The 25052-nt window shown below is 55.4% G+C and carries 27 protein-coding genes, 2 tRNA genes and 2 pseudogenes; 17 read left to right on the top strand and 14 right to left on the bottom strand.

The features are described 5' to 3' along the window. Positions 1-167: 167 nt before the first annotated feature. The 6 genes from ASF29_RS14345 (at position 168) to ASF29_RS14325 (ending at position 4523) form a co-directional block, all read left to right on the top strand. Positions 168-740 (top strand): polysaccharide biosynthesis/export family protein, encoded by a 573-nt coding sequence (locus tag ASF29_RS14345; protein WP_062451355.1) that lies wholly within the window; start codon positions 168-170, stop codon positions 738-740. A 320-nt stretch (positions 741-1060) separates the two neighbouring features. Beyond that, positions 1061-2614 (top strand): undecaprenyl-phosphate glucose phosphotransferase, encoded by a 1554-nt coding sequence (locus tag ASF29_RS14340; protein ID WP_062451354.1) that lies wholly within the window; start codon positions 1061-1063, stop codon positions 2612-2614. A 66-nt stretch (positions 2615-2680) separates the two neighbouring features. Then, positions 2681-2830, top strand: a complete 150-nt coding sequence (locus tag ASF29_RS24695; protein WP_156462680.1) for a hypothetical protein — start codon at positions 2681-2683, stop codon at positions 2828-2830. Further along, complete coding sequence (locus ASF29_RS14335; protein WP_156462679.1) at positions 2827-3594, top strand: hypothetical protein; 768 nt, start codon at positions 2827-2829, stop codon at positions 3592-3594. The genes ASF29_RS24695 and ASF29_RS14335 overlap by 4 nt, the downstream gene beginning before the upstream one ends. Positions 3595-3886: 292 nt before the next feature. After that, a tRNA-Pro gene (locus ASF29_RS14330) sits at positions 3887-3963 on the top strand. A gap of 281 nt (positions 3964-4244) precedes the next feature. After that, a complete protein-coding gene (locus ASF29_RS14325; RefSeq protein WP_244473564.1) occupies positions 4245-4523 on the top strand; it encodes a hypothetical protein in 279 nt (92 codons plus the stop codon). Between the two features lie 54 nt (positions 4524-4577). Here the strand turns inward: ASF29_RS14325 and ASF29_RS14320 are convergent, their stop codons facing one another. Then, entirely contained in the window at positions 4578-5168 is a 591-nt protein-coding gene (locus tag ASF29_RS14320; RefSeq protein WP_156462678.1) for a dual specificity protein phosphatase family protein, read from the bottom strand. 115 nt (positions 5169-5283) lie between these two features. Further along, a complete protein-coding gene (locus tag ASF29_RS14315; RefSeq protein WP_062451352.1) occupies positions 5284-5871 on the bottom strand; it encodes a YqaA family protein in 588 nt (195 codons plus the stop codon). Positions 5872-6062: 191 nt separating this feature from the next. On the opposite strand from ASF29_RS14315, the pseudogene ASF29_RS14310 reads away from it, so the two are divergent. Further along, positions 6063-7049 (top strand): annotated as a pseudogene (locus tag ASF29_RS14310) (IS1595 family transposase); the annotation flags it as partial. Between the two features lie 352 nt (positions 7050-7401). On the opposite strand, the gene ASF29_RS14305 reads toward ASF29_RS14310, so the two are convergent. Beyond that, a complete protein-coding gene (locus tag ASF29_RS14305; protein WP_062451351.1) occupies positions 7402-7764 on the bottom strand; it encodes a type II toxin-antitoxin system RelE/ParE family toxin in 363 nt (120 codons plus the stop codon). Beyond that, positions 7761-8021 carry a ribbon-helix-helix protein, CopG family gene (locus tag ASF29_RS14300; RefSeq protein WP_062451350.1) on the bottom strand — a complete coding sequence of 87 codons (261 nt, stop codon included), beginning with the start codon at positions 8019-8021 and terminating at the stop codon, positions 7761-7763. Before ASF29_RS14300 ends, ASF29_RS14305 begins: the two co-directional genes overlap by 4 nt. Before the next feature lie 561 nt (positions 8022-8582). Here ASF29_RS14300 and ASF29_RS14295 point away from each other — a divergent pair. Next, positions 8583-9230 carry an exopolysaccharide biosynthesis protein gene (locus ASF29_RS14295; RefSeq protein WP_062451349.1) on the top strand — a complete coding sequence of 216 codons (648 nt, stop codon included), beginning with the start codon at positions 8583-8585 and terminating at the stop codon, positions 9228-9230. On the opposite strand, the gene ASF29_RS14290 is transcribed toward ASF29_RS14295, so the two are convergent. Then, positions 9217-9501, bottom strand: a complete 285-nt coding sequence (locus ASF29_RS14290) for a hypothetical protein (RefSeq protein WP_062451672.1) — start codon at positions 9499-9501, stop codon at positions 9217-9219. The two genes, ASF29_RS14295 and ASF29_RS14290, sit on opposite strands and share 14 nt — an antisense overlap. 176 nt (positions 9502-9677) lie before the next feature. Here ASF29_RS14290 and ASF29_RS14285 point away from each other — a divergent pair. After that, positions 9678-9752 (top strand) — tRNA-Asn (locus ASF29_RS14285). Between the two features lie 430 nt (positions 9753-10182). On the opposite strand, the gene ASF29_RS14280 is transcribed toward ASF29_RS14285, so the two are convergent. Further along, positions 10183-10512 (bottom strand): DUF2934 domain-containing protein, encoded by a 330-nt coding sequence (locus ASF29_RS14280; protein WP_062451348.1) that lies wholly within the window; start codon positions 10510-10512, stop codon positions 10183-10185. A gap of 132 nt (positions 10513-10644) precedes the next feature. Here ASF29_RS14280 and ASF29_RS14275 point away from each other — a divergent pair, with 132 nt between their 5' ends. Further along, on the top strand, positions 10645-10875 hold the full coding sequence (locus ASF29_RS14275) for a hypothetical protein (RefSeq protein ID WP_062451347.1): 231 nt from the start codon (positions 10645-10647) through the stop codon (positions 10873-10875). 13 nt (positions 10876-10888) lie between these two features. On the opposite strand, the gene ASF29_RS14270 is transcribed toward ASF29_RS14275, so the two are convergent. Then, positions 10889-11263 carry a TIGR02594 family protein gene (locus tag ASF29_RS14270; RefSeq protein WP_082453529.1) on the bottom strand — a complete coding sequence of 125 codons (375 nt, stop codon included), beginning with the start codon at positions 11261-11263 and terminating at the stop codon, positions 10889-10891. Between the two features lie 377 nt (positions 11264-11640). Further along, positions 11641-11907, bottom strand: a complete 267-nt coding sequence (locus ASF29_RS14265; RefSeq protein WP_062451346.1) for a DUF982 domain-containing protein — start codon at positions 11905-11907, stop codon at positions 11641-11643. A gap of 188 nt (positions 11908-12095) precedes the next feature. Here ASF29_RS14265 and ASF29_RS14260 point away from each other — a divergent pair, with 188 nt between their 5' ends. The 4 genes from ASF29_RS14260 to sseA all read left to right on the top strand — a co-directional run bounded on the left by ASF29_RS14260 (position 12096) and on the right by sseA (position 16895). Then, the gene (locus tag ASF29_RS14260) at positions 12096-13544 is read left to right on the top strand and encodes a deoxyribodipyrimidine photo-lyase (protein WP_062451345.1); all 1449 of its coding nucleotides are present in this window, start codon (positions 12096-12098) and stop codon (positions 13542-13544) included. 123 nt (positions 13545-13667) lie between these two features. Then, a complete protein-coding gene (locus ASF29_RS14255; RefSeq protein WP_062451344.1) occupies positions 13668-14705 on the top strand; it encodes a cysteine synthase A in 1038 nt (345 codons plus the stop codon). 13 nt (positions 14706-14718) lie between these two features. Continuing rightward, a complete protein-coding gene (locus ASF29_RS14250; RefSeq protein ID WP_062451343.1) occupies positions 14719-15456 on the top strand; it encodes an alanyl-tRNA editing protein in 738 nt (245 codons plus the stop codon). A gap of 17 nt (positions 15457-15473) precedes the next feature. Next, a complete protein-coding gene (gene sseA, locus ASF29_RS25105) occupies positions 15474-16895 on the top strand; it encodes a 3-mercaptopyruvate sulfurtransferase (RefSeq protein ID WP_062451342.1) in 1422 nt (473 codons plus the stop codon). A gap of 131 nt (positions 16896-17026) precedes the next feature. Here the strand turns inward: sseA and msrQ are convergent, their stop codons facing one another. The 5 genes and pseudogenes from msrQ to ASF29_RS14220 form a co-directional block, all read right to left on the bottom strand. After that, complete coding sequence (gene msrQ / locus ASF29_RS14240) at positions 17027-17683, bottom strand: protein-methionine-sulfoxide reductase heme-binding subunit MsrQ (RefSeq protein ID WP_062451341.1); 657 nt, start codon at positions 17681-17683, stop codon at positions 17027-17029. Further along, positions 17683-18624, bottom strand: coding sequence for a protein-methionine-sulfoxide reductase catalytic subunit MsrP (gene msrP / locus ASF29_RS14235; RefSeq protein ID WP_062451670.1), 942 nt, complete (start codon positions 18622-18624; stop codon positions 17683-17685). The genes msrQ and msrP overlap by 1 nt, the downstream gene beginning before the upstream one ends. 208 nt (positions 18625-18832) lie before the next feature. Then, the gene (locus tag ASF29_RS14230; protein ID WP_062451340.1) at positions 18833-20821 is read right to left on the bottom strand and encodes a bifunctional 2',3'-cyclic-nucleotide 2'-phosphodiesterase/3'-nucleotidase; all 1989 of its coding nucleotides are present in this window, start codon (positions 20819-20821) and stop codon (positions 18833-18835) included. Positions 20822-20951: 130 nt separating this feature from the next. Then, positions 20952-21287 (bottom strand): PilZ domain-containing protein, encoded by a 336-nt coding sequence (locus tag ASF29_RS14225; protein ID WP_062451339.1) that lies wholly within the window; start codon positions 21285-21287, stop codon positions 20952-20954. Positions 21288-21377: 90 nt separating this feature from the next. Further along, positions 21378-21846 (bottom strand): annotated as a pseudogene (locus ASF29_RS14220) (DUF1203 domain-containing protein). Between the two features lie 150 nt (positions 21847-21996). Between ASF29_RS14220 and ASF29_RS14215 the strand changes: the two are divergent. From ASF29_RS14215 to ASF29_RS14205, 3 genes are all read left to right on the top strand, one after another. Beyond that, positions 21997-22881, top strand: coding sequence for a DUF4344 domain-containing metallopeptidase (locus ASF29_RS14215; RefSeq protein WP_062451338.1), 885 nt, complete (start codon positions 21997-21999; stop codon positions 22879-22881). Positions 22882-23155: 274 nt separating this feature from the next. Then, a complete protein-coding gene (locus ASF29_RS14210; RefSeq protein WP_082453528.1) occupies positions 23156-23965 on the top strand; it encodes a DUF817 domain-containing protein in 810 nt (269 codons plus the stop codon). Positions 23966-23977: 12 nt separating this feature from the next. Further along, positions 23978-24391: a hypothetical protein gene (locus ASF29_RS14205; protein WP_062451337.1), complete on the top strand. Its 414-nt coding sequence runs from the start codon at positions 23978-23980 to the stop codon at positions 24389-24391. Between the two features lie 171 nt (positions 24392-24562). Here ASF29_RS14205 and rplQ read toward each other — a convergent pair whose 3' ends face one another. Continuing rightward, on the bottom strand, positions 24563-24988 hold the full coding sequence (rplQ, locus tag ASF29_RS14200) for a 50S ribosomal protein L17 (protein ID WP_062451336.1): 426 nt from the start codon (positions 24986-24988) through the stop codon (positions 24563-24565). Positions 24989-25052: the final 64 nt, after the last annotated feature.

Raw genomic sequence — 25052 nt, 5'->3', positions numbered from 1 at the left:
CCTCGTTTTGTCGGTGATCTTAGGAAGCTTCGGTAACGCAAGGGTTAAACCATGGACCCGCAGCGTGAAAACTTACGAAAGCAAAAGACAAAATTCGTTTCTTTACCGGGTGTTAACCATAAGGGCTGATAACCGCATGAAGAAATGTCTTTGGAGCATGATTGCGGATGACGTTCGCTGCCCCACGCCTGATATCCGTACTGGTCGTTGCGCTTGCAGCCACGCTTGCTGGTTGCTCCGCGTACAAACCGGCACCTCGCGCCTTCAACGAGGCTGCGCTGGCACCTTACAGGCTGGACAGCGGCGATCGGCTGCGCGTCAACGTCTTCGACCAGACCGGGCTGACCAATACCTACACGGTCGATCAGTCCGGCTATGTCGCCTTTCCGCTGGTCGGTCAGGTGTCGGCCCGTGGCAAGACCGTGGCGCAACTCGAATCCGGCATCGCCCAAAAACTGCGCCAAGGCTTCCTGAAGAATCCGGATGTTACAATCGAGATCGACCGTTATCGACCCGTCTTCGTCATGGGTGAAGTGGGCAGGCCCGGCCAGTATTCTTACGTTCCCGGCATGACAGCGCAAAATGCCATCGCCGTTGCAGGTGGCTTTACCTCTCGCGCCAACCAAAGCGATGTCGATATCACCCGCAAGATCAACGCAAATGTCATGACCGGCAGAATCATCATTTCAGGACCGGTGATCGCGGGTGATACCATATACGTTCGAGAACGCTTCTTCTAAAGCCTGGCCTTGCGCCAAAGTGTTTCAGCACGTCTTTCCAAAAGGATTCAAGATCAAAGTTTGCGGCCGAGACGCTGCGCCAGACAGCGGCGTCTCAATCGCCCACAGTTGCGGGTAAACAGGTATTGCGTATCCCGCCCCCCCCTTTCTGCGAATGGCGAAAACTGCCATTTTGGCTTAAAACATCCATTGAGAGTTTTAGCAAACGCGTATATACACCGCATAATGGTGAAAATGAACGACCTGATAATCTTTGCTCTAAACGTTTATTAGTGAGTTTGTCGTAACCTCCCCTGCATTCAAGACTGCGGAAAGACGGAATGAGTAAGGTTGGAGGCGACAATAACCCGATCGATCTGGATGCTTTGCGCAAAAAGCTCGCCCGCAACGTTGACGATGGCGGAGCGAAAAAGCGCGATCCGGTCACGCTAAATCCGCTGGCGCTGCAAGTCGCCAACCAGCTTCGTGCCACGAGCCATTCACCCAACATCGTTATCGGTCAACTGCGGCTGCTCGAGTTCGTGATCCTGAGTGTGATCGGCATCCTCGTCAACGCGCTGGATGCTCCGGAGGCTTTTGGCTCGCGTGTCGCAATGATAGCGATTTGCATCTGGAACGGCATCTTCTGCTCCATCCTTCTGCAGACGGCTGACAGTTATCAATTGCCTTCCCTACGCCGCGCCATGGAAACGATGCCGCGCATTCAGGCGTCGCTTCTCGCCTCATTCGCGCTGACGATCCTGCTCACCACGACCTTGTTGCCGAGAAACAACGATCCCTGGCAGACGCTTGGGCTGTGGTACGGCGCAAGTGCTGTTTTTCTGCTCATCGAACGCATTGTCGTCGGCCTGATGATTCGCCACTGGGGGCGCAACGGCGTGATGGAACGCCGTGCCGTCATCGTGGGTGGCGGACAGGCCGCGAAAGATCTCATCCGTTCGCTGGAACATCACGATAACGACATTCGCATTTGCGGCATCTTCGATGACCGCAAAAGCGCACGATCGCCTGATGTCGTTGCCGGTTATCCGAAACTTGGTACTTTTGCAGAGCTTGTCGAGTTCGCCCGGCTGACAAAGCTCGACATGCTGATCATCTCCATTCCCATGAGTGCGGAGGCGCGCATTCTGGAGTTGATTCGCCAGCTTTGGGTACTCCCCGTCGATATCCGCATTGCAGCCCACGCCAACAAGCTGCGCTTTCGCCCCCGCTCCTACTCTCACATCGGCAGCGTGCCGATGCTCGACGTCATGGACAAGCCGCTGCGCGACTGGGACTCGGTGGCGAAACGTGTTTTCGACGTGATTTTCAGTCTTGTCTCCATCGCCCTCCTGTGGCCCGTCATGCTGGGAGCGGCCATAGCGGTAAAATCGACGTCGAAAGGTCCAGTCCTCTTCAAGCAGAAACGCCACGGATTCAACAACGAGACGATCAACGTGTGGAAGTTCCGCTCCATGTATACGGAGATGAGCGACCCGACGGCAAAGAAGGCTGTGACTAAAAACGATCCTCGCGTTACACCTGTCGGCAGGTTCTTGCGCAAATCGTCCATCGATGAACTTCCACAACTCTTCAATGTTCTGGCCGGTGATCTTTCGCTTGTCGGTCCTCGTCCTCACGCGGTGCACGCCCAGACCGGTGACCTCAAATATACTGAAGTGGTCGAGCATTATTTTGCACGTCATAAGGTCAAACCCGGTGTTACCGGATGGGCGCAGATCAACGGCTGGCGTGGAGAGATCGACCACGGTGACAAGATCAAGAACCGTACCGCGCACGACCTCTACTATATAGAGAACTGGTCGCTCTGGCTGGACCTGAAGATTCTCGTCCTGACGCCGATCCGCCTGCTGAAATCTGAAAACGCCTACTGAGGAAAAGCGGAACCTCTTGCGATTTCATGCGTTTGGCTGCGGCAGTTTCTTGCTTAGGGGAAATATATGACGCGGACGAATAATCTCTACCTCATCATCGGCGCCTTGATCATCGCCGTTGCAGGGCTCGGCATCTATGTCTGGCACGAAGAGACGAAGCCCAAAGGCATCGAAATGAACATCGGCCCGAACGGCGTCTCTGTTCAGGAGAATTGAGTTTCTCCAGCTTCGCGCAGGTTGAAGAATCTAGACCGGTTTGTGTCAGTTTTTTAACGGACGGAAACCGGTCTTTTCATGAGAAAAGACCTAGAGAATGCTCACTTCTTCGAAGTGATGGCCACGGCGCAGATGAATGCAACGGGCTGAAAATCAGGAAATCCTCAGCGATGGCGTTGGGACTCGTATCGTATGTTCAGCTTCAGTCTACCGAACTTGCACTTAAAGCCATAGAAAAGCAGCAGACACCGCAAGCAGACGCCGTTACCGATGACGCGGCGCCTACGGCCACCATCCCACAGCAAGATGCGGCTGAACCCCACGTTGCTCCGACACTGACGCTTGTGCCTGAGACGATGGGACAAGATGAAGACCACGGCGACATGACCGGTCCCGCATTCATGAGAGAGCTGAAAACCTGGCTTGCCGAACTGTCGGGAGACCCAGCAAGTGCTGCACAAGGGCATGCCATGTCTCAAGCCCTGTCATCCGGAACACTTACCATTCACGACCCGGTTGAAGGCGCTGCTGTCAGCGCATGGGATGCTTCGGGAATCCGCCCGCAAACAGTCACGCGCCAGGAGATTGCCGCCATCGGATGGAGCCAGTTTCTGAAGCAGCGCGTCAAGCGTGAAGACGGCGCAGGCTATGTGAAAGATACCGACGGGAATTACATTGATATGGTTTCTGGCGAGTGCGCTTATTTCGGCGCAGTGGGCAGCAATTTCTATTACCTCACATGGCCAAAGCACGTCGACATGTAAGAAGAAATGGGAGACCCGCCGCTGTCCCACCCAGCATATGGCGGGTCTCTACCGTTTACCCCTCCAGTCAGGGCAAAGACAGAGAAACACGAGTGCCGCATTATGGCAAGATCGTGGCAGTAATTTTGCGTAAATTTTATTCATTTCGCCTCTTATGCGGCACGCTTCAGTCTTCCTGCCTACACCACGCTCATTTTCGCACCCAATGGTCAGCTTCCCACACTGTTTTTCGGGCAGCCGCGATTTTCTACTTGCGCATGAACGGCCATCTATATAAACGCCTGTCCTGTGTCGGAGCGTAGCGCAGCCCGGTAGCGCACTTGACTGGGGGTCAAGGGGTCGTGGGTTCGAATCCCGCCGCTCCGACCATTCTTCCAAATGCTTGAGGTATCCCCGCCCTTAAGCGATCTCCGTGAAAATCTTCATGTCGAATCTTTCAGGCAATGACGAGAGATATCGTTATTGGCGCAACAGAAGCTTGCCCTGAATTACGCCCATCCCACCTCCACCTTCACAGATAATCCGATGCGTCGGAATGAATGTAACCTGCCTGACCTGTTCAGCTCTGGTTAAAGCGCAGCACAGCATCTTGCAGCGATGGAACTCAGGACATCAGCGCACGTTGAGGTCCATCAAACGGGAGATCGGTCATGAAAATCTTAAGCGCAGCAATTTGTCTTTTGTCGGTCGGCATCCTTAGCGGCTGCGTGGACGATCGCGGTTACCGCTCAGGCGGCTATTATTCTTCTGGCGTCTACTATCGCTCGTATGATCGCGACCGTTATTACCGCGACTATGATCGCCGCAACTGGCGAAGCGATCGCTACGACAGACGCGACCGTTGGGACAGAGGTTATAATCGTCGGGATTATGGCAGGAGCTACCCTCGCGCGGTCGTCTACGGCGATGGCGTCTATATAAATCGATAATCAAGATTCGGATAAGCGGCCGGAGGCGGCGCTGCGATGACCGCCTCCACATCGCTAAATGACTTGAGACAGAAGAGTGTCGAAACTGGTAACCGGTCTCTCATCCTCGATCTTTTCCCAGCTTTCGTCCATGGCATATCCCGAAGACAGATAGGGAATGCCGAGGTGACCAAAACGGATGGATAGCTGACGTTCCGCGGTATCCTCATCCAGCCCCGCAACGCGGTTGACGTAGATGGCCGAAGCAAGACCTGTGCGGTCAGCGCCCGACTTGCAGTGGATAAGTATGGGTTTCGGGGCGGTTCGCATGATCTCGACAAGTTGCGCAACGCGGTCAAGAGCGAGTTGCTTGCGGCTGGACATGCCGAAATCCACGTGCTGGACACCCAGCTTTTCGGCTACAGCCGTCTCTTGCTGGTACCAGGCAGAGCCTTCGTTTTCTCCGCGCAGATTGATGATGGTTTTTATGCCATTTGCTTTCACGTATTTTGCCAGTTGCGTGTCGGAAAGTTGGCTGGAGCGATAGAGCTGCCCGGCGATCACCTCATGGAAGTTGCCCGACAGCAAAATGAAACCGAAGTAGATCAAAAACACGACCGGCACGAGGGCGACCGGCAGAACGCCACGAAACAAAAGACTGCGCATCATCATTTTCCTGTTTGTCTGACAGGAAAATGGCTGCGAATACTGACACTAAGCTGAATGCTGCCGTCAGATGGCGGCAGACTGTGTCACGTGTGGATCGGCGTCTAAAGGAATGTCACCGCACCAGGACATACGTCGCATAGACCGCGATCAGCGCCCCTGCCGCGACCGCTGTTATAACGCCGAGGCGTTTTTCGATGAAGTCCCGGATCGGTTCGCCGTATCGCTGAAGCAGGCCAGCAAGAATGAAAAAACGCGCGGCGCGGGTGACGACTGCAGCGAGAATGAACAGGCTGAGACTGATATTGGCGGCACCGGACAGAATCGTCACCACCTTGATCGGCGGAAGATGCGCAAGACCGGATGTGACGAGAAGCAGCAAAATGGTCTCATAGTCGACCGATGCCTTCAGATGCTCGAAGCTTTCCAGCTTGCCATAAAATTCCAGGACCGGGCGGGCTATGCTCTCGAAGGCGTAATGTCCCAGATACCAGCCGGCGATGCCGCCAAGCACTGAGGCAACCGTGGCGACCGATGCATAGAACATGGCGCGACGCGGTCGGGCGAGCACCATGGGAATAAACAGAACGTCGGCAGGCACGAGAAAAACCGAGCTTTCTACAAAGGCCACGATGCCGAGCCACCAGACCGCAGTTTTTCTGGCGGCGAGCGCCATTGTCCACGCATATAATCTCTTGAGCATAACGCACCTTTATTCACCGACCCAACCGTGCTGGCCGCTTATGACAAATCTTGCAAGGCAATAATGAGGCGGATCTGCGCCGCGCCTTCGCAGCGCAGCAATTCAAATAAGGCTTATCCCGTTCGCACAGGTGTTAACCACATCTAGCGCTCACGAATGACGTGTCTCCCCTGCTCGGCTATACGGGGAGGATGAGCGAAAGCCTGTTTCCAACTCGTTGGGCCGAGGATCGGCCTCCATCGCTGGAGAAGTTCACCTCGGACTTCTCCGACGACTACGCGTGTGCGGACTACCTGGCCAAGAAACGATGGCGTCATGGCTTCAAATGCCCGAAGTGCGGAGGCAACCGTGCTTGGCGGCTTGAGGCACGGCCTTGGGTCTGGGAGTGCCAAGGTGTTCGGGTTGACGACAACGGCGAACGGACGAGGACTGGCTGCCACCATCAAACCTCGCTGATTTCGGGGACGGTCATGCACGGAACGCATCTGCCGTTGCGCAAATGGTTTCTGGCCGCATACCTCGTTGCGACACACTCGAACGGGATGTCAGCCCTTCAACTCCAGGCCAAGCTTGGTATCGCCAGCTACAAGTCCGCGTGGCTTCTTCTCCATAAGCTCCGTCGCGCCATGGTCGATCCGGATCGTCGTCGTTTAAGTGGCGTCGTGGAAATGGACGAGACAAACGTGCCGTATCGGAAGAAAACGGACCCCCTCACAGGAGGACAAGGCCGCAGCCCCATAGGGAAGATGGTGCTTGTCGGAGCGGTCGAGATCGTCGACAAGTTCTATGCCGGGCGCATGCGGTTGGAACGTGTTCAAGTCGCGGATCGCGAGACGCTACAACGGTTCATCGCCCAGAACACCGCGCCAGGCACACAGATCATCACCGACGGTTATAGCGCCTACGAACGGCCGCCGGAGCGCAAACACAAAGCACATAATCTCAGTGCCACGAATGCGTTACCAGCGCATATCTTGCTGAAGTGGGTTCATCGCATCTTTTCCAACTTCAAGCGCTGGGCGATGGGGACATACCACGGCCTTAGAGAGAAGCACGTCGACATCTACTGCAATGAGTTCGTCTTCCGATGGAACCGTCGTCGCAGCTTCCAGACATCCATCGACACTCTTCTCGGCCTTGGCCAGAAGATCGGCCCCGTAACCTGGCGCGGCATCGTCGGCGACACCCTCAAATGGAAACATCAGCACCGAGACCAGGTGCTGGGGATGGTTGATCCCGAGCGGCTCAAACGTGCCAAAAAATACGCCTTCGAAAACGGCATGGACATCTTCGACGCCCTCGACGACATTCGAAGCGAGGAAGAACGGCATAAGTATTTCCGCCGAAAGCCGTTGCGCCCGGCGCTACCACCAAGGCGGCCTGGCGAGGAGCGCAACACGCGCCGATACATTCATCCGCCAAGCCCTGTTCAGGCAGAATGCACAAAAGGCTTCCTGCGACATGTTCCGATTGGTTCGCCCATCACGTGCGCGAGACGCGGAAGACAGGTCAAAGCAGAACCTGCGGGGTTCACGACCTGAAGGTGCTGGAAGAGTCGTCATAAGGCTCCTCCATGTCCAAGCCGTCGTCGAGCTCTTCCTCGACGTTTGGCGTTAGCTGAAGCATTCGACCATGGCGTACTGCGATGATGTTCACATCATCATCGTCTCGCATGTAGTCGAATAGGTATGCATCGACGACAAGTGTCAGTCCGCCATCGATCTGGAGTCCATGGGTCACGTTCCCCGCATCTGCAAAGGTCCTCAAAACGTCCTTCGCGCGTCGGATGGTATCCGAGAAACTCTGAGCGGCATGCGGGTTCCGACGACGAAGGTAAGCCGCTTCGCTCCTAATGAAGTTGGCGGCTTCCTTCGAAACTCTCACTCGCGTCATGCGGCATGTCCGGCAACGATTTTGTCCACATCAGCGATAATGTCGTCGATGTCCTCATACTCGCCAGCCGCTATCTGATCTCGTCCACGAGCTGCAGCCAGGATGTCCGCTCCTTCGTTGAGGAGATACGTCTTCAAGGCGCGAACGATGATGTAGCTTCGTGAACGGTCGGTGGCGTCAGCGACGGCCTCAATATTTGCAACGACGTCCGAGGGGATGCGGAGAGTCACGGATTCCGATCCTTGCGACTTGGTCATGTGGCTTCTCCCTCTGGTGAGATGAAAGACAATGTAAGACAAATTGGATGGCGGGTCAATTTGTCTGATCCTTTTGTGGACCTACGGTAAAGCCTGACGCTTTTTCATCCGATCTCTGAAATTCTTACTCGTGATCGAAAGTGAGTCGCCTCCACGCTAGCACTGCATGTGGTATGCACCTGTGCGAACGGGATAAGCCTTATTCAAATACCCCCCAGAGCATAGGCTCTGCAAACCTTATGTTGCAGTGCAAATACAAAATCCATTTATACTGGTAAATTTCGGAGAGTCGATGTATAGTAACGACGGGACGAATGGAGGAGGAAATAGTCATGGATTATGTCGGCTTCGTTACTTCGCTGAACCCGTTCATTATAGGAATTCTAGTATTGGTGCTGCTGGCTGGCGCCTACAGTTCGTGGGTTTCTCACTGACACTGCGACATCATCGCTTCTGACGAATTCGTGCAAAGCAACTACCGCCAGAAGGTTGTGTTCGCCATAGCGATGCCATGTCTGGAATGTTATCTAAACCCGCAACGAAATCGTTTCGGGAAAAAGCATGACGGACAACATCAGTTTCAAGGACACATCGGAAAGCCTGAGCACAGTGCTCGAAAGGCTCATCGGCAATTTGCGTGGAAAAACCATCACGCTGCGTGAGTTGATGGAGGCGATTGGGGAACAGGGCCTGCTGCTCATGTGCGCCATCGCATGCCTTCCCTTCCTGATTCCTGTGTCGATTCCCGGCGTCAGTACTGTGTTTGGCGCGGCCATCGTTATGATCAGCCTCGCGATCACGCTCAACCGGCTTCCATGGCTACCGAAACGCATTCTCGACAAGCAGATGGAAACGGCGCGGCTGGCCCCTGCCCTGCAAAAAGGCGTGACCATCGTGTCCAAGCTGGATCGATTCATGCGCCCCCGTCTTCCCGGCTTGACCTCAGGCAACGTCATGGCACGCGTCAATGGACTTGCGATCATGGCGGCAGGGATATTGCTGATGATGCCTCTGGGCTTCGTGCCGTTTTCCAACACGCTGCCGGGTATCGCGATCCTGCTATTTTCAGCGGGCATGATCCAGCGTGATGGCGCGACGGTGCTGGGTGGTTACCTTTTCCTGATTCTGACGACGATTTACTTCGCTGCCCTCGGCTATGGAGCTTTCTGGGCAGGACAAGGCATCAGCAACTCGCTCACGGGCGCATAGTGCCGCCTCGGCGCGCTTCACGGGCGCGCCGCTTCCTGACCCACCAGACGGCAAGCCGTCGCCGCTGGCGCCGCACATAGGGCAAATCCTGCGAGAGCACGAGAAGACCGAGCGGCACCATCCAGAAACCAAGTATGGGAAGGAAGCCGAGGATACCGCCAACGACGAGCAAAACGCCGATAATGATGCGCCCGACTCGCGAACGCGGCATCGGCATGCTCCATTTTCCCAGATGGAGTCGTCCCGTTTGAGGGTGAAGACCGAAAGTCATGTCGATATGCCCCTCTGCTGAACTGTCAGTGAAATCTTTTTTGATGCCAACATCCCCGGAAAAGTGGGAGCTTCGGTGGATAAAACAAGAGGAATTCATTTTTTTTGAAAAAACCGCTTGGCAAATCGGAAAAGCATTTGTATTACCCCGCTCACACCGCGCCAAGCAGCGCACGTTCCCTGGTAGCTCAGCGGTAGAGCATTCGACTGTTAATCGACAGGTCGCCGGTTCGAATCCGGCCCGGGGAGCCATTTCTTCCAGAAGTGTGGAAATGGTCATGATGAAGGTCACAGGACCTCATCACACGCTGCAGATAATCTCACCTTCCCGATGACAGAATGATATCATGGATATCGACTGGGTTTATATTCAACGGACTGGGATTGGGCCGGCAATATGCTGGAAGCTGTGGTCATGGCGATCGTCTTCGCGGTTCTCATGCGCGTTGTTATGACGTGAAGAGATTGCGGGCTTGCAGGACTTGCCTTCTCTGCGGGGCACTTTCAAGGACGTGAAAAACGGGACTACGAGACATCAGTGCAGATGCCGCTGCCTCACATTGATGGTTACTACGTCTCGAACTGGTCTTGGGATCAGATGACGGATTTTTGGCCGACGGCACTGTTGTGCGTCGGCCTTATGCTGCTTTGGTTACGTCAGTGGTCGAAGAAACGGTTAGCGTTACTCGCCCGAGTTCTTTTTCTTGGCTGCCCCACCGGAAACGGTCGTAGACGTCGCCGATACGGGATCGCTGGCTGGAAAGCTGTCTTCCAGCCCTTCCTGCAACTCGTTGTCATTGCCGCCGACAGACGCATCTGCACGCTCCTGCCTTACCGATTTGGCGGCTGGCGATTTGGCGTCGCCAGGAGTTGCCGAGCCGTCCTCGATGGCGGTGTTCAGCTCATGTTCGGCTTCTGCCCAATGGCGCTCATGCTCGCCCTCGCGGCGCCCTTCGCTCTCCCATTTCTCGTAAGCTTTTCTGCGGATTTCGGCTTCGCGATCTGTAGACATTTTGCTTCTCCATTGCTGTCCTCGGTGAAGAAACAAGGCACGCAATAATTAGTTCCTGCGCGGGACAACAAACCCCACAAGGAACTTCACAGCATCTGGCACCGTTATGACCATTAACGAAGGAGCCGAAACATGGATGACAAACACACGAAACCGCTGGATATTGACGAAAAGGATGTCGCCAATTTCCATACGGAGCGGGAATTGAAGGGCGTGCCTGATGAGGTCGATCCAGACGAGGAGATGAATCTTCGAGCGCGGCGTCAGGCCGCACGTCAGCACGAAGACGCTTTTATCGTCGCAACGGATTTGGAAGACGACGACCAGCGCGACGCTGCCCCTGGCACGCGGGAGCAGCCTTAATTAGCGGATAAAGTCAGCGACGGACGGAGACGATCGACTTCCTGCTGAAGTTCGAAACCTGAACACGACCGGACTGATTGCCGCCCAGTATCTGGGCGGTATTCTTGCTGAGGCTCTTCAAAATTCCTGCATGATAGCGTTTTCCGCTACGCACGACGACAACGTCGCCAGGCTTTGCATTACTCGTTGGAACGGCATAACCAAACGATGTCCAGGATTTCGCGAAGCCCGATGACTTCGGCGGCTGCCGACCTGACTTCTCTGCCACGACGCTCAGGAAATGGCCGCACCAGGGAGTCTTGCGCGGGTTGACGCCAAGGATTGCCTTGAGCGTCTTGTTGTTTTTACCTTCATGAAGCCCGGAATATCTTTCGGCTTGGTTGAGCATGCCAGCGGATACGGGTGCAGTGAAAGCCGCGCAAAGTGCAGCGGCCAGAACGAACGCAGTTACTTTCAAATTCTCGCCCTTTAGAAGCGCGCGGAACTCCACTCCTGCCCCGTCAGAAGTCCCGTGTGCATATTCAAAGTATAGCAGCGACGAGCGGTCGAACCCGCCATTGTTATCGCTGACGAGCCTCGATCTATTCCTGCAATTTAGCGAGAATTTGACGAAAAATAGGCGAAAATTGGAAGGAAATTTCCTATCTTGCCATGATTATTCTCATTGCAACGACATGATTTTGGTTTTCATCGAAAATCTTGCTCACGAATTAAAAAAGCCACCCTGCTTTCGCTGGGTGGCTTTTTGAGTGACACTAGAAAAACTTAGGAGGCCAGTTTCTGGCCTTCGACAAGGCAATGCGCGTCGCGGCTTGCTTCGATAAAGGCGATGCGGGCAATTTCACCGCCGACGCTTCCCATAAGTGACGCTCTACACAGTCTGAGGGCCTGCTCATAAACCTTGCCATGACGGCTTGGCCACTCGTGCTGCAGAAAGTCGAAAGCTTCGTATGCGCCGGTGAAGGTTCGGGGTGCGCCATTTTCCAGGGAAATCACCACCGGGCTTTCCCATTTGACGTCGTTCAGCATCATTGATTGGACTTCCATGCTCAATTAACCCGCCTCTAACGTTGGACCCGACATATGGTTCCACGGTAAACGGCTTCAAGAGACGATAATTCACCAATTGAAAACCATGGTGTTGCGAGGCTCTATCATACGCCGATCGCGGGAACAAAGCTCTTCAACAATCATTCAATCCGAAGTGAACCGGGTGGCCTATGACTGAAAACAAAGATCCTGTAATTTTGTGGTTTCGCAAAGACTTACGACTTGCCGACAACCGTGCTCTCGCAGCCGCTATGGACCATGGTGGGCCGGTTATTCCGGTGTATATCCGCGATGAAGATCCTCACCTGGACGGCGCGCTCGGAGGCGCCCAGGAGTGGTGGTTACTCCATTCTCTCACCGCACTTTCCAAGGCTCTTGAGGCAATTGGAAGCAAGCTGATTTTGAGGCAGGGAGCCTCCGAAACGCTTCTGAAATCACTTCTGAAGGACACCGGTGCGACCGCAGTGTTCTGGAACCGCCGATACGATGCTCACGGCATGGATTTTGACAGCAAGCTCAAAAAAACATTGCGCGAGGATGGCTTTCAGGTGGAAAGCTTCGCCGGTCACCTGCTCCATGAGCCGTCCAAATTGAAGACGAAGAGCGGTGGTCCCTACCGGGTTTACACGCCGTTCTGGCGCGCCTTTGAGGGCGGAGATGAACCGAATGAGCCGATAGCGGCTCCCAAGAAACTGGTTTCGCCGTCGCATTGGCCTCAATCGGACACGCTGAAAAACTGGCACCTTTTACCGACCAAACCGGACTGGGCAAAGCAATTCAAAGAGGTCTGGACACCCGGCGAAGCTGGCGCTGCAGACAATCTCGAAACGTTCATAGACGACTCTTTGAAGGGATATGAAGAAGGCAGGGACTTCCCGGCAAAGCCCGCAACGTCCATGTTGTCGCCACATTTGGCCATGGGAGAAATTTCTCCGGCACAGGTCTGGCACGCGACACGTGGCCTTTCTTCTCACATCGCCTCTCATGATCTCAGTCGTTTTCGCAAGGAGATCGTCTGGCGCGAGTTTTGCTACCATCTGCTTTTCCATTTCCCAGAACTGGACAAGAAAAACTGGAACGACAGTTTCGATGCCTTCGAATGGAAAACAGACAGCGCCAAATTCAAGGCTTGGACGAAGGGAATGACGGGCTATCCCATTGTCGATGCCGGCATGCGACAACTCTGGCAGCACGGCGTGATGCACAATCGGGTCAGGATGATCACTGCATCCTTCCTCATCAAGCACCTGCTGATCGACTGGAGACAGGGAGAAAAGTGGTTCCGCGACACACTCGTGGACGCTGATCCGGCTTCCAACCCCGCCAACTGGCAATGGGTGGCGGGCTCAGGTGCCGACGCCTCACCCTTCTTCCGCATCTTCAATCCCATCCTGCAGGGCGAAAAATTCGATCCCGAGGGCGAATATGTCAAAACCTTCGTGCCAGAACTTTCGAAACTGGATAAAAAGTTCATCCACAAGCCCTTCAATGCTCCGAAAGAGGTTTTGCAAAAAGCAGGCATCGAGTTGGGTAAGAGCTATCCCAAACCGCTCGTCGATCATAACGAGGCACGGCAACGTGCGCTTGCGGCATACTCGGACATCAAGAAAGGCGAATAAAATCTGCTATCGGCAAGATTTTGCGTCTGAACGCTATTCACCAGAAGATATTTTCTTGTCACAACGCACGTTGACAAGGAGATAACTGCATCACATTCGCTGACTGGACGAGAAGGCTCGATCATGACCATTCATACCTCTGTTCTTACCGCTATCGGCAATACGCCGCTCGTCCGCCTGAACGCGGCCTCAGCGGCAACGGGATGCGAAATTCTCGGCAAAGCCGAATTCATGAACCCTGGACAGTCGGTAAAAGACCGCGCCGCTCTCTACATCATTCGCGATGCGGAACGGCGTGGGCAGTTGCGTCCCGGCGGCACGATCGTGGAAGGCACGGCAGGCAATACAGGCATCGGGCTTTCGCTCGTTGCCAATGCCTTGGGCTACAAGACCGTCATCGTCATTCCTGAGACCCAGAGCCAGGAAAAGAAGGATGCGTTGAAACTTCTCGGCGCACAGTTGGTAGAGGTGCCCGCCGCCCCCTACTCCAACCCGAACAACTATGTGAAGGTTTCCGGAAGACTGGCGAAGCAACTGGCAGCGACCGATCCCAATGGCGCGGTGTGGGCGAACCAGTTCGACAACATCGCCAACCGTCAAGCCCACATCGAAACGACGGCACCGGAAATCTGGGACCAAACGGATGGTCGCGTGGATGGTTTCATCTGCGCGGTGGGTTCCGGTGGCACCCTGGCGGGCGTGGCCGATGGACTTCGTGACTTCAACCCTGACATCAAGATCGGCCTTGCCGACCCGGATGGTGCAGCTCTGTATGAGTTCTACAAGAACGGCACTTTGAAATCCGAAGGTTCCTCCATCACCGAAGGCATAGGACAGGGCCGGATAACAGCCAATCTTGAAGGTTTCGAACCGGATTTTTCCTACAGGATTTCCGATGCCGAGGCTCTGCCGGTGCTCTACGATCTGGTGACGACGGAAGGCCTTTGCCTTGGCGGGTCATCTGGAATTAACGTCGCTGGTGCAATTCGACTTGCCCGCGACCTCGGTCCGGGGCATACAATCGTCACCATTCTTTGTGACTACGGTAATCGTTACCAGTCGAAGCTTTTCAACCCGGACTTCCTGCGGTCCAAGGGTCTTCCCCTCCCCGCATGGCTGACCGAAAAGCGTGAGATCGCGGTGCCGTACGAAACCGTCTGAGGTCTGCGTCCCTATGCCTGTGAATGCCCTGTTTCGTGATGATTTTTATCTCTCCACATGTGAGGCGGTCGTCACGGCAGTGCATGAAGATGGCGGCATAGAGCTGGATCAGACATGCTTCTACGCCACATCGGGCGGCCAGCCCGGCGACTCGGGTGTCATGCACCGAGCCGATGGCACGACAATCGACATTGATGTTGCAAAACACGGTGCCGACAAGAGCGTCATCATTCATGTTCCTTCAGAGGGGCAGTCCCTGCCGGACGTTGGGGAGAAACTGACGCTGCAAATTGACTGGCCGCGTCGTCTGCGGCTCATGCGGATGCACACGGCATGCCATTTGCTATCGGTCGTGTGCCCCTGGCCGATTACCGGTGCCGCCGTCGGTGAAGACGAATCGCGTGTCGATTTCGACATGTCGGAGACGATCGACAAGGACGAAGTGACCGAAAAACTCATGGCGCTCGTCCACGAGGATCACCCGGTTTTCCTGCAATGGATCACCGATGAAGAGCTCGCGGCCAATCCCGGTATCGTCAAATCCAAGAATGTACGCCCGCCGATTGGTCTTGGCCGTGTCAGCCTCGTCTGCATCGGCGAAAATTCTTCCGTTGACAGCCAGCCCTGCGGCGGCACTCATGTGTCGAGCACGCAGGACGTCGGCGAAATCCACATCGCCAAGATTGAAAAGAAGGGCAAGGAAAACCGCCGCTTCCGTATTCGTTTCGGCAAGCCCGGCGCATCCGCCTGATTTCTGGGAGAGACATCGTGACCACCGATAAAAGCCGTTTCGTCGTTTCGGCGGATTGGGTCGAGCAGCAGCTCGGCACGCCCCATTTCAAAGTTGTTGATGCGTCCTGGTATCTGCCGGCACACAATCGCAATGGCAAGCAGGAGTATCTGGCCGGCCATATTCCCGGTGCAGTGTTTTTCGATCAGGATGTCATAGCAGATCACGAAACAGGGCTTCCCCATTCCCTGCCCTCGCCACAGTTCTTCGCGCAGGAAGTCGGTAATCTGGGGATTGGCGAGCATGATACGATCGTCGTTTACGACGGCCCCGGCTTCTTCTCAGCGCCACGTGTCTGGTGGATGCTACGCGTGATGGGAGCCGAGAAGGTCTATGTTCTCGACGGTGGCCTGGACGGTTGGAAAGCTGCGGCAAAACCATTGGAGAGCGGCAGCCCTGATGTCGAGCCCGTGACCTTCGAGGTTCACTTCAACCCCAAACGTGTTACATCCTTTGCCGCCATGCGCTCCATTGTCGATCAGGGCGATGAACAGGTCGCGGATGCTCGCGGCGCTGGTCGTTTTACCGGAGACGAGGCCGAACCTCGCGCAGGTATGCGCTCAGGCCACATGCCTGGAGCCCGCAACCTGCCCGCTACGGCATTCTCGGAAAACGGTCGCTTCAAAGACCTCCCCACGATCCGCAGAATGTTTACCGATGCGGGCATTGACCTGACCCAGCCGGTCGTGACGAGTTGCGGATCTGGCGTCACCGCCGCGGTCATTACGCTCGCGCTGGAATCGCTCGGTCATTTCGATAACTCACTCTATGACGGTTCGTGGTCGGAATGGGGCTCCAGACAGGACACACCTGTCGTCACCGGCCCTGCAGAACCGATCGCAACATCGGAAAACGGCCCGATCAAGGCACATGTCACGCAACTGGAAATGACGTCGGCGCCCAAGGTCAGTCTCCCGGTGCCCGTGAATATCCAGACTGCCATCATGCGTACCACGGATATACCGCTGCATTTCTATCGCTATCTCTACTGGCGGGTGGGAAAGCGCTGGCATTGGCAAAAGCGTATGCGCATGAGCGACGCTGAACTGTCCGCAACGCTGCGTGATCCTGCCAACTCCGTCACGGTGCTATATCTGAACGGTGCGCCTGCCGGTTTCTTCGAGTTGAATCGCATCGATGCAGATGTCACCGAACTCTCCTATTTCGGCCTGATGGAAGAAGCCATCGGCGCGGGGGTCGGTAAATGGTTCCTGCTACAGGCGCTTTATGCCGCGTGGCAGGACAATCCGAAAAAGATTACGGTTTCCACGAACACGCTCGACCACCCTCGCGCACTTCAGCTCTATCAGATGATGGGCTTTTCTCCCGTCAGCACGCATGAAGCCTGGGTGGAGCCGCTGACAGACAGCGAGTATCTGGAGATTTCCCGCAGGAGCTGACGCGTGCTCCAACGTTTCGAACGTCTCTGAGCCGGTGCCCGATGGCACCGGCTTTTTCATGAGAACGTCAAACGAGTTGCAGCCTGCGTAGACGATTGCCTGAATCTTGCGGGCAATAGCGCCCTACGCTTTCACCGCGAGACGCGTTGGGCGTTCGCGGCCTTTCGCGCACGCTTTCGTGCCATGATGGCCGGACGTGCGGCCCGGTATCCCAACAGGATAAGCATGACCGAAATGTAGAAGACAGGCTCTAGCGTCAGCGACTTTCGCGCCAAAACGAAGTGCAGGATGCCGGCAATCAGGATGAAATACGACAATCTGTGAAGCGTATTCCAGCGCGAGCCCAATTTGCGGATAGACCAGCGGTTGGACGTGATGGCCAAGGGAATGAGCATCACAAGCCCGGCCATGCCGAACATGATATATGGCCGCTTGAGAATATCGGCGATGATCGAACTGAATATCAGCCCGCGATCCAGCACCAGATAGACCGCAAAATGCGCAAGCACATAGTAGAAGGCGATAAGTCCCAGCGCACGGCGATATGCTATCAGGTTGATGTTGAAAAGATCGCGCAGCGGCGTGACGCACAGGCCGAGGCACAGAAATCGCAGCGCCCAGATGCCAAGGAGATGCTCGAAATCCTTGACTGGGTTGAAGCCGAGCCCACCCGTTGCAGCCAGATAAAAATACCAGACGCCAGGCACAAGCCCGATGACGTAGAGGCCCCATATCGCGGCGGGCTGGTACTGTTTTGGCAAGGAGGGAAGCGAAAAGGCCGATGCCATCAATAATTCGCTTTCAGGTCCATCCCGGTGTAGAGGCTTGCGACCTCGTCATAACCGTTGAACATCAGCGTCGGCCTGTTCTGAGTGCTGAAAAAACCACCTTCACCAATGCGCTGCTCAGTCGCCTGGCTCCAGCGTGGGTGGTCGACCTTCGGATTGACGTTGGAATAGAATCCGTATTCGCGGGCGTTGGAATTCTTCCACGTCGTTTCCGGCTGCTTCTCGACCAGAGAAATGCGAACGATGGACTTGATTCCCTTGAAACCATATTTCCACGGCACCACAAGCCGAATGGGCGCGCCATTCTGGTTTGGCAGCGTTTCGCCGTATAGGCCAACGGCGAGGATCGTCAGCGGATGGCGAGCCTCATCGAGCCGCAGGCCCTCCACATAGGGCCAGTCGAGCGGCTGGAACAAGCCCCGTTGACCGGACATCTCCTCAGGACGCACGACCGTTTCGAAGGCGACATATTTGGCGCTGCCAAGCGGCTCGACCTTATCGAGAATGGTGGAAAGCGAAAAGCCGATCCAGGGGATCACCATTGACCAACCCTCAACGCAGCGCATGCGGTAGGTTCGATCTTCCAGCGGATATTTGAGCAGGTCTTCGATACCGAATTCCTGCGGCTTGCCGACAAGCCCGTCCACCTTCACCGTCCAGGGTGTGGTTTTGAAATCGCCAGCATTCGCTTTCGGGTCCGATTTTCCCGTGCCGAATTCGTAGAAATTATTGTAGCTGGTCACGGCATCGAGCGGTGTGACCTTCTCATCGAGCTTGTAAGCGCCCGGCTTTGCCGTCAGCGCTGTCGCCTCGGCAAATTGTGTGGAGAGTCCCATTGCCGCCAGACCTGCGGCAGAGCCTATAAAATTTCTTCGGGAAAGATAGATGTCCCGCGGGGTGATTTCCGATGATGCAATTCTGGGCGGGCGATAGGTGGGCATGGAAACCTCCTGCGAGCCAATCAAAGGTATTGCCATCCAATACCGCAGCGCTGGCTTCTAAAGATATGTTTCACATTACGAATAAAAAAAGGAATTGGAGCACGCTGCAAAAACAATTTTTCGAGAACAGTAAGAAAAGCTCTAAAGCCCCGCGTCTGCTCACCGGCTATTGGTCAGGCGCGCCAGAAAACGCGCCTGACTTTGGGTGTTACAGGATCAAGCGGAACTTGGCGAAGCCTTCCGCACCATCTCCGGCCTCTTCGATCTTGGCACCCTTCACGTCCTTGGCGTATTGACGCCCCTTCGGACCCGTCTCGAAAATCGCCGTCGTATTGGCAATCGAAGCGAAGGACCAGTTATCGTCTGCAGACGGATTGATCGTTCCCTGCGCGATGATGTAGCGAACGATGACATCACGGTTGGTATCCGGCGCCACGAAGATGATCTTGTCCGATGAAATGGCCGGGAACTTGCCGCCACCGCTTGCGCGGTAATTGTTGGTTGCCACCACGAATTTCTGCTCTGGATCGATTGGCTTTCCATCGAACTGAAGGTTGACGATGCGGCTGACATCGGGGTTCACCGCCTTGCCATCCTTGTCGAACTTCGCGGGTTTGGAAAGATCGATCTGATAGGTCACGCCATCGATGACGTCGTAATTGTAGGAAGGGAAATCAGGATTGAGAAGTGGTGCGTCTTTTGCACCCGCCTCTACCGTCTTGAACATGCCAGCCGACATCTCCAGCCAGTCCTTGACCTGTGCACCGGTGATCAGCACGGCCTGCACCGTGTTGGGATAGAGGTAGAGGTCGGCGACATTCTTGATGGCGATGTCACCGGCGGGGACATCGGTATAATAATCCGAGCCGCCGCGACCACCCGCCTTGAAGGGTGCTGCAGCCGAGAGAACCGGCAGATCCTTGTACTGACCTTCTTTCAGCATGTCCTTGATGTACCAGGTCTGCGCATTGGAGACGATCTGGACGGACGGATCGTCAGCCACCAGAGCGAAGTAGGAATAGAGTGGCGCGGACGTCTTGCCCACGGGGCGGCGAACATAGGCAAGCGCAGCTTCGTGGTCGGTCTTGACGGCATTGATGACCTCTGGCTTGTCTTTGACATCAGCCACGATCTTGCGATTGTCATCGCGGTGGTAGATGGGCCGGGCTTCCGTCGTGAAGTCGACGATCTTCCAGTTCTTGCCGTCCTTTTCGAGCAACAGGTCGATAAGGCCCATATGCGAGCCCCAGAAACCCGCCATGACGGCAGGCTTGCCCATCAACGTGCCCTTGACCGGATCCGCACCTTCGATGCCGTCCCATGTTTTCGGGCCTGGGAAGACAAGATGCTGATGGCCGGTGAAAACCGCGTCGATGCCTGCGACACCGGCAAGATAGAGCGATGCATTTTCCATACGGTCGCTCTGGCCCTTACCCTCGATACCGGAGTGAGACAGGGCAATAATGATATCGGCCCCCTCTTCCTTCATGACTGGAACCCAGGCCTTTGCGGCATCCACGATGTCACGCGTCTGCGCCTTGCCTTCCAGATTCTTGGCATCCCACATCATGATCTGTGGAGGCACGAAACCAATGATCCCGACCTTGACCGGACTCGTCGCACCGGAGCCGTCCTTGATCTGTTTTTCAAGGATCACATAGGGTTTGAAGAACAGATCGTCCTTTTTCGGATCCGACGCCAACTGGCCCTTGGTCAGATTGGCGCAGACGTAGGGGAAATTCGCGCCACCCAGCGTGTTGAACATGAAATCGAGCCCGTAATTGAACTCGTGATTTCCAAGCGTGCCGCAATCGTAACCCAGAACGTTCATAGCGTTGATGACCGGATGCTTGTCACCGGCCTTCATGCCGCGCTCGTAAGCGATGTAATCGCCCAGCGGATTGCCCTGAAGGAAATCGCCATTGTCGACCAGCATCGAATTGCCCGCCTCGGCACGAATGCTGTCGATGATGGAGGCTGTGCGGGCCAGACCAAGCGTATCGTTCGGCTTGTCGGCATAGTAGTCATACGGGAAAACGTGGACGTGAATATCCGTGGTTTCCATGATGCGCAGATGCGCCTGATTGCCCTGCGCACGCGCCGCAAAGGGGTGCAGCATGACGAGCGCCGAGGAGGCGGCAATGCCGCCCAGCAAGGAGCGGCGCGTGATGGGATGAAGGCCGATAAGCGAAGACATGGAAACTCCTCGAGGAAATTCAGGCTGCACGGAAAGGCCCAGCCTAGAATGAATTGCAGAGGAGTCCATCATCAAAATGACAGGCGTGTGACTTGTCCAGATTTTTTAGACCACCTGGTAAAATCAGCGCTCAGCCCGCCAGCGTCGGCTTCACGTCTTCATGGAAAAATCGGAAATAGGAGGAGAGTTGTGCCAGCGTATTGGTGGAAAGCTTCAATTGCAGACCAAGCCTGTTCTGGTGCTGCCACTGCACCGTACCCTCGATAAAACCGAGGTCTTCGCTTTGCACCTTGACCCGGCTTCCCTTGGCTGCCGCAAACGGCCCGTCCAGCTCCAGCGCCATGCCGGTTGCCGAAAGATCGACCACACGGCCCTGCACGGACTGACTGAAGTACTGAACAGTCCCATAGATTCGAGTCTTGCTGCGACTTGCGCCGCGATTCTGCATTGTCATCTGTCCGGTCATGAATACGCTTCTCCCTTGTCTCTCCCGCATCGTTGCACGGAAGATTTGAAAGCCATTTAGGATATTGCGTAAAATTACGTCGAATGTCGTTCAACCACGGTCGATTCGGCATTGGTAGCAATTGTTCCGCGCCGAACGGACATGGACATAGGCAACGTCGTCTCTCTCGAGAAGCTCTCCGGCTCTGACCGAGATTTTCTGGACGGGAATGACAGCCCCTGTGCCGTAGACGATGCGATCGTCGTGACCATAACCCCGAACGATATAATCGGGGCTGTCCAGCATCGGCGGCAGAACCTCTTGCGCCCTGTAAGGACCGCACGGCTGCATATGGATGAAAACAGGCCCTTGTCTCCGCAAAGGGTTGAAGCTCGGGAAAGGGCCGATAGGCCAGCAAAAGCACCTCCTCGCCGTCCTTGATCTGCCCAAGGCAAGCACGTCAAGGTAACGTTCCGGCAGCACGCGAGCGTTCCGGTTTCTGTCCATAGGCATCCGGCTCACCCTGGCGAATGGCGTCCGCCTCACCGGGGTTCATGGCGGCAAATACAAGCTTGGTCATAGCGGCTCCTGTGCGTTGCTTCTTTGTCGCTATGCTCTTCAAACATGCGTGTATCCACCCGTTTCTTGCGTCGGAAGGCAACCACCCCATTGCTTGTACCGTTGAGTGTGGCAATCAATCGAACATCGTCTTTTTGGAAAGTTCATATCCATGCTGCGCAGGTTGATGGCCATTTCCCTGGTCACCGTTTTCTCCTCTTTTTCACCTGCCGCCCACGCGCAAACCGCGCCCGCGCTCGACAATCTGACCGATGAGCAGTTGCAGCAGACGGTCAACTTCGTCATCGGCAACGCAATCTTCGGCCTCTATCACGAGGCGGCCAAAATGCTGATTTCCGATCTCCCGCTTCCCACGGGCAATGATGTGATCGACCCCGCCGATCAGCTGGCTGCAACCATGATGCTCGAGGCCAACGAAGAGTGGCTCGATACGGCCATCGTCAACGCAACGGACAGCTGGTATCTTGCTCGCTCATCGCAGGCCCTGCCTGAGCACAACGCGCCGCTCTATTCGACACTCGTTCCCAATATTGGTCGAGATCGCCAGATGGCCTGCCTTATGGTTGGCAAGGATGCCGGCGGCTATGGTGATCTGGCCGATATGATGGGGCTTCCGAAGAACGACTGGAAAGCCTGCGAGACGGCCTATCCCAAGACCGCTGCTGAATGGAATGACAGGCTGAAGCCATTCGTGGCAAAGGCCGGTGCGACGAAATTCGTGGCACGCTATGAGCCCGTCCGGGATCCGTTTCTGGATATTTACGCCACCATCGTCAAGGAATCCAAAGTCCTCGATCTGATCGCCCGCAGCTTCAACGGTTACAAGTTGAAGGGCGACGTCAAGCTGACCGCGCGGACCTGTGGGCGACCTGATATCTATTGGTCGGCGGAGAAGCGCGAGATCACCTATTGCTACGAGATGGCGAGGTTTCATGGCGAACTCATCGCAGGACACCTCGCCGCCGGTGGCAGCGAAAAGGAAAGCGAACCCGCGCAAGAGATTCCAACCGCCGTCAATCTCGGCCAGGAATTGTAAGGTTGACACGGTCTGATCACCGCGCCTTTCTTTTGACCTTAAGACGGAACGACTTTCCGCTTGATTGCCGAAGGAACCTCGGAAACATTCTCGCGGCGAAGGTGCCAACGGCGCGTCTCATCTTATTGATGTGTTGAAAAGGCTCCACCATCATAACGCTCTATTTCGATTCTGATGTAGCTTGGAATCAAACAGCGTTGAGGATGAAGACGTGGAGACCAACACAGCCTACCCTGCCAGTCGACTCTCGTCGATCGACGCTTTTCTCTGCGACATGCGGCCTTGGGGCGAGCTGAAGGGCGTAAAACGCTTCCTGGTGGAGTTCGTCTATTTCGGCGTAAAGGAGGCTCGAGCCTGCATCTTCGCGGGCCTGTTCTTTCTTTCGATCTTCATTGTCCCCAGAGACGGTCTTTTCGGCCTTCCCCGCTACGACGTTCTTCTCGTCATAGCCCTTACGATCCAGTTTTTCCTGATCTGGAGCAAGCTCGAAACGCTGGACGAAGCCAAGGCTATCTTGCTGTTTCACCTCGTGGGTTTTGCTCTTGAAGTGTTCAAGACATCGGGCAGCATTCAATCATGGTCCTATCAGGACTTTGCCTATACGAAGGTTTTCGGCGTTCCGCTGTTTTCAGGCTTCATGTACGCCGCCGTCGGCAGCTACATCATTCAGGCATGGCGTCTGCTGGATGTCCGTATTCGCCACCACCCGCCCTACTGGATGGCGTCGCTGATGGGCATCGCCATCTATGCCAATTTCTTCACCCATCACTTCATCGGCGATTATCGCTGGTATATCGCCGCCTGCGCCATCGGTCTTTATGCCCGCGCCACCGTCATCTACCGTCCCTATGACCGCGACCGTAAAATGCCCCTTCTGCTCTCCTTCATCCTGATCGGCTTTTTCGTCTGGCTCGCAGAAAACATCTCTACCTTCTTCGGCATCTGGAGCTATCCCAACCAGCTTGGCGCCTGGTCCGTCGTTCATATCGGCAAATGGAGCTCATGGTCCCTGCTTGTCATCATGACATTTTCCATCGTCTCTCACCTGAAGCATATCAAAGGTCGAATCTCGGTGCCTGAGTGAGAGGTGAGGTCTATGAAAATTGCCGCAGCACAAAGCACTGTCACGAACGACGTTGCCGAAAATAGCCGCACGATAAGCTGCCTCATTCGTCAAGCAGCAATGCGGGGTGCTCGACTCGTCAACTTCTGCGAGGGTGGCATCGGCAACTTTTTCCAGATCGCACTACGCGCTCACGCCGGTTTCAATTGTGTCTGGATCAGCGGCGCGACGCCCGCACAAAAGGCACCCCAAGGCCCCGCGGCCATTTTGGGGCCAGAGGGAAAAGTCGTCGCATCTTGCACCTCGGAGCCAATCAATCAATTGGTGTTCACCACACTTGACCGCAACAATCCTGACTATGATATCCCCCTTAAAAAGGCTCGGCCCTGGCGCCAGATCGCAAGGCAAGGGAAAATCTATACGGACAAGCACGTCGATGCCGGCTGACGATCAAAAGCCGCTGCCTTGCAGAATGGATTACCGACGTTAAGCGGGCGGCAGACTTGCCGGCGACATTCAGATCCAGCGGCTTGTCTTTTTAGATCAAAACCGACAACAAAAAAGCCGGGTGATCGCTCACCCGGCTTTTTATCATTTGACGCTTTTCAGCGTCAGATATTATGCAGCTTCGGCTTCAGCAGCTTCTGCAGCAACGCGGGCCTTGTCGGCCTTGCCCTTGGCGTCTACGTCGCGTTCTACGAACTCGACAACAGCCATGGCAGCGTTGTCGCCCTGACGGTAGCCAGCCTTCATGATACGCAGGTAGCCGCCGTTGCGGGTTGCGTAACGTTCAGCGATGGCTTCGAACAGCTTGCGAACAGCGTCCTGATCCTTGATCTGCGAGATTGCCTGACGACGAGCGTGCAGGTCGCCGCGCTTGCCGAGGGTCACCAGCTTTTCTACGATCGGGCGAATTTCCTTCGCCTTTGGCAGAGTTGTTACGATCTGCTCATGGGTGATGAGCGAAGCAGCCATGTTGGCAAACATTGCCTTGCGGTGGCTGGCGGTTCTATTGAGCTTGCGGCCTGAATTTCCGTGGCGCATTGCTATTCTCCTTTAATGCAGGTTCCCAATCCGGGCCTGCCGTTTCCTGGCACATGCAGGCGCT

Source organism: Rhizobium sp. Leaf262, from assembly GCF_001422245.1.
In the GTDB taxonomy this organism is placed as follows: Bacteria; Pseudomonadota; Alphaproteobacteria; order Rhizobiales; family Rhizobiaceae; genus Agrobacterium.
This window is presented reverse-complemented; position numbering and strand designations above follow the sequence as displayed.

What these genes read in the sequence shown, in the direction of transcription:
- ASF29_RS14345 (WP_062451355.1), top strand. Translation starts at nt 168, where the DNA reads ATGACGTTCGCTGCCCCACGCCTGATATCCGTACTGGTCGTTGCGCTT.
- ASF29_RS14340 (WP_062451354.1), top strand. Translation starts at nt 1,061, where the DNA reads ATGAGTAAGGTTGGAGGCGACAATAACCCGATCGATCTGGATGCTTTG.
- ASF29_RS24695 (WP_156462680.1), top strand. Translation starts at nt 2,681, where the DNA reads ATGACGCGGACGAATAATCTCTACCTCATCATCGGCGCCTTGATCATC.
- ASF29_RS14325 (WP_244473564.1), top strand. Translation starts at nt 4,245, where the DNA reads ATGAAAATCTTAAGCGCAGCAATTTGTCTTTTGTCGGTCGGCATCCTT.
- ASF29_RS14320 (WP_156462678.1), bottom strand. Translation starts at nt 5,168, where the DNA reads ATGCGCAGTCTTTTGTTTCGTGGCGTTCTGCCGGTCGCCCTCGTGCCG.
- ASF29_RS14315 (WP_062451352.1), bottom strand. Translation starts at nt 5,871, where the DNA reads ATGCTCAAGAGATTATATGCGTGGACAATGGCGCTCGCCGCCAGAAAA.
- ASF29_RS14305 (WP_062451351.1), bottom strand. Translation starts at nt 7,764, where the DNA reads ATGACGCGAGTGAGAGTTTCGAAGGAAGCCGCCAACTTCATTAGGAGC.
- ASF29_RS14300 (WP_062451350.1), bottom strand. Translation starts at nt 8,021, where the DNA reads ATGACCAAGTCGCAAGGATCGGAATCCGTGACTCTCCGCATCCCCTCG.
- ASF29_RS14295 (WP_062451349.1), top strand. Translation starts at nt 8,583, where the DNA reads ATGACGGACAACATCAGTTTCAAGGACACATCGGAAAGCCTGAGCACA.
- ASF29_RS14290 (WP_062451672.1), bottom strand. Translation starts at nt 9,501, where the DNA reads ATGACTTTCGGTCTTCACCCTCAAACGGGACGACTCCATCTGGGAAAA.
- ASF29_RS14280 (WP_062451348.1), bottom strand. Translation starts at nt 10,512, where the DNA reads ATGTCTACAGATCGCGAAGCCGAAATCCGCAGAAAAGCTTACGAGAAA.
- ASF29_RS14275 (WP_062451347.1), top strand. Translation starts at nt 10,645, where the DNA reads ATGGATGACAAACACACGAAACCGCTGGATATTGACGAAAAGGATGTC.
- ASF29_RS14270 (WP_082453529.1), bottom strand. Translation starts at nt 11,263, where the DNA reads ATGCTCAACCAAGCCGAAAGATATTCCGGGCTTCATGAAGGTAAAAAC.
- ASF29_RS14265 (WP_062451346.1), bottom strand. Translation starts at nt 11,907, where the DNA reads ATGATGCTGAACGACGTCAAATGGGAAAGCCCGGTGGTGATTTCCCTG.
- ASF29_RS14260 (WP_062451345.1), top strand. Translation starts at nt 12,096, where the DNA reads ATGACTGAAAACAAAGATCCTGTAATTTTGTGGTTTCGCAAAGACTTA.
- ASF29_RS14255 (WP_062451344.1), top strand. Translation starts at nt 13,668, where the DNA reads ATGACCATTCATACCTCTGTTCTTACCGCTATCGGCAATACGCCGCTC.
- ASF29_RS14250 (WP_062451343.1), top strand. Translation starts at nt 14,719, where the DNA reads ATGCCTGTGAATGCCCTGTTTCGTGATGATTTTTATCTCTCCACATGT.
- msrQ (WP_062451341.1), bottom strand. Translation starts at nt 17,683, where the DNA reads ATGGCATCGGCCTTTTCGCTTCCCTCCTTGCCAAAACAGTACCAGCCC.
- msrP (WP_062451670.1), bottom strand. Translation starts at nt 18,624, where the DNA reads ATGCCCACCTATCGCCCGCCCAGAATTGCATCATCGGAAATCACCCCG.
- ASF29_RS14230 (WP_062451340.1), bottom strand. Translation starts at nt 20,821, where the DNA reads ATGTCTTCGCTTATCGGCCTTCATCCCATCACGCGCCGCTCCTTGCTG.
- ASF29_RS14225 (WP_062451339.1), bottom strand. Translation starts at nt 21,287, where the DNA reads ATGACCGGACAGATGACAATGCAGAATCGCGGCGCAAGTCGCAGCAAG.
- ASF29_RS14215 (WP_062451338.1), top strand. Translation starts at nt 21,997, where the DNA reads ATGCTGCGCAGGTTGATGGCCATTTCCCTGGTCACCGTTTTCTCCTCT.
- ASF29_RS14210 (WP_082453528.1), top strand. Translation starts at nt 23,156, where the DNA reads ATGCGGCCTTGGGGCGAGCTGAAGGGCGTAAAACGCTTCCTGGTGGAG.
- ASF29_RS14205 (WP_062451337.1), top strand. Translation starts at nt 23,978, where the DNA reads ATGAAAATTGCCGCAGCACAAAGCACTGTCACGAACGACGTTGCCGAA.
- rplQ (WP_062451336.1), bottom strand. Translation starts at nt 24,988, where the DNA reads ATGCGCCACGGAAATTCAGGCCGCAAGCTCAATAGAACCGCCAGCCAC.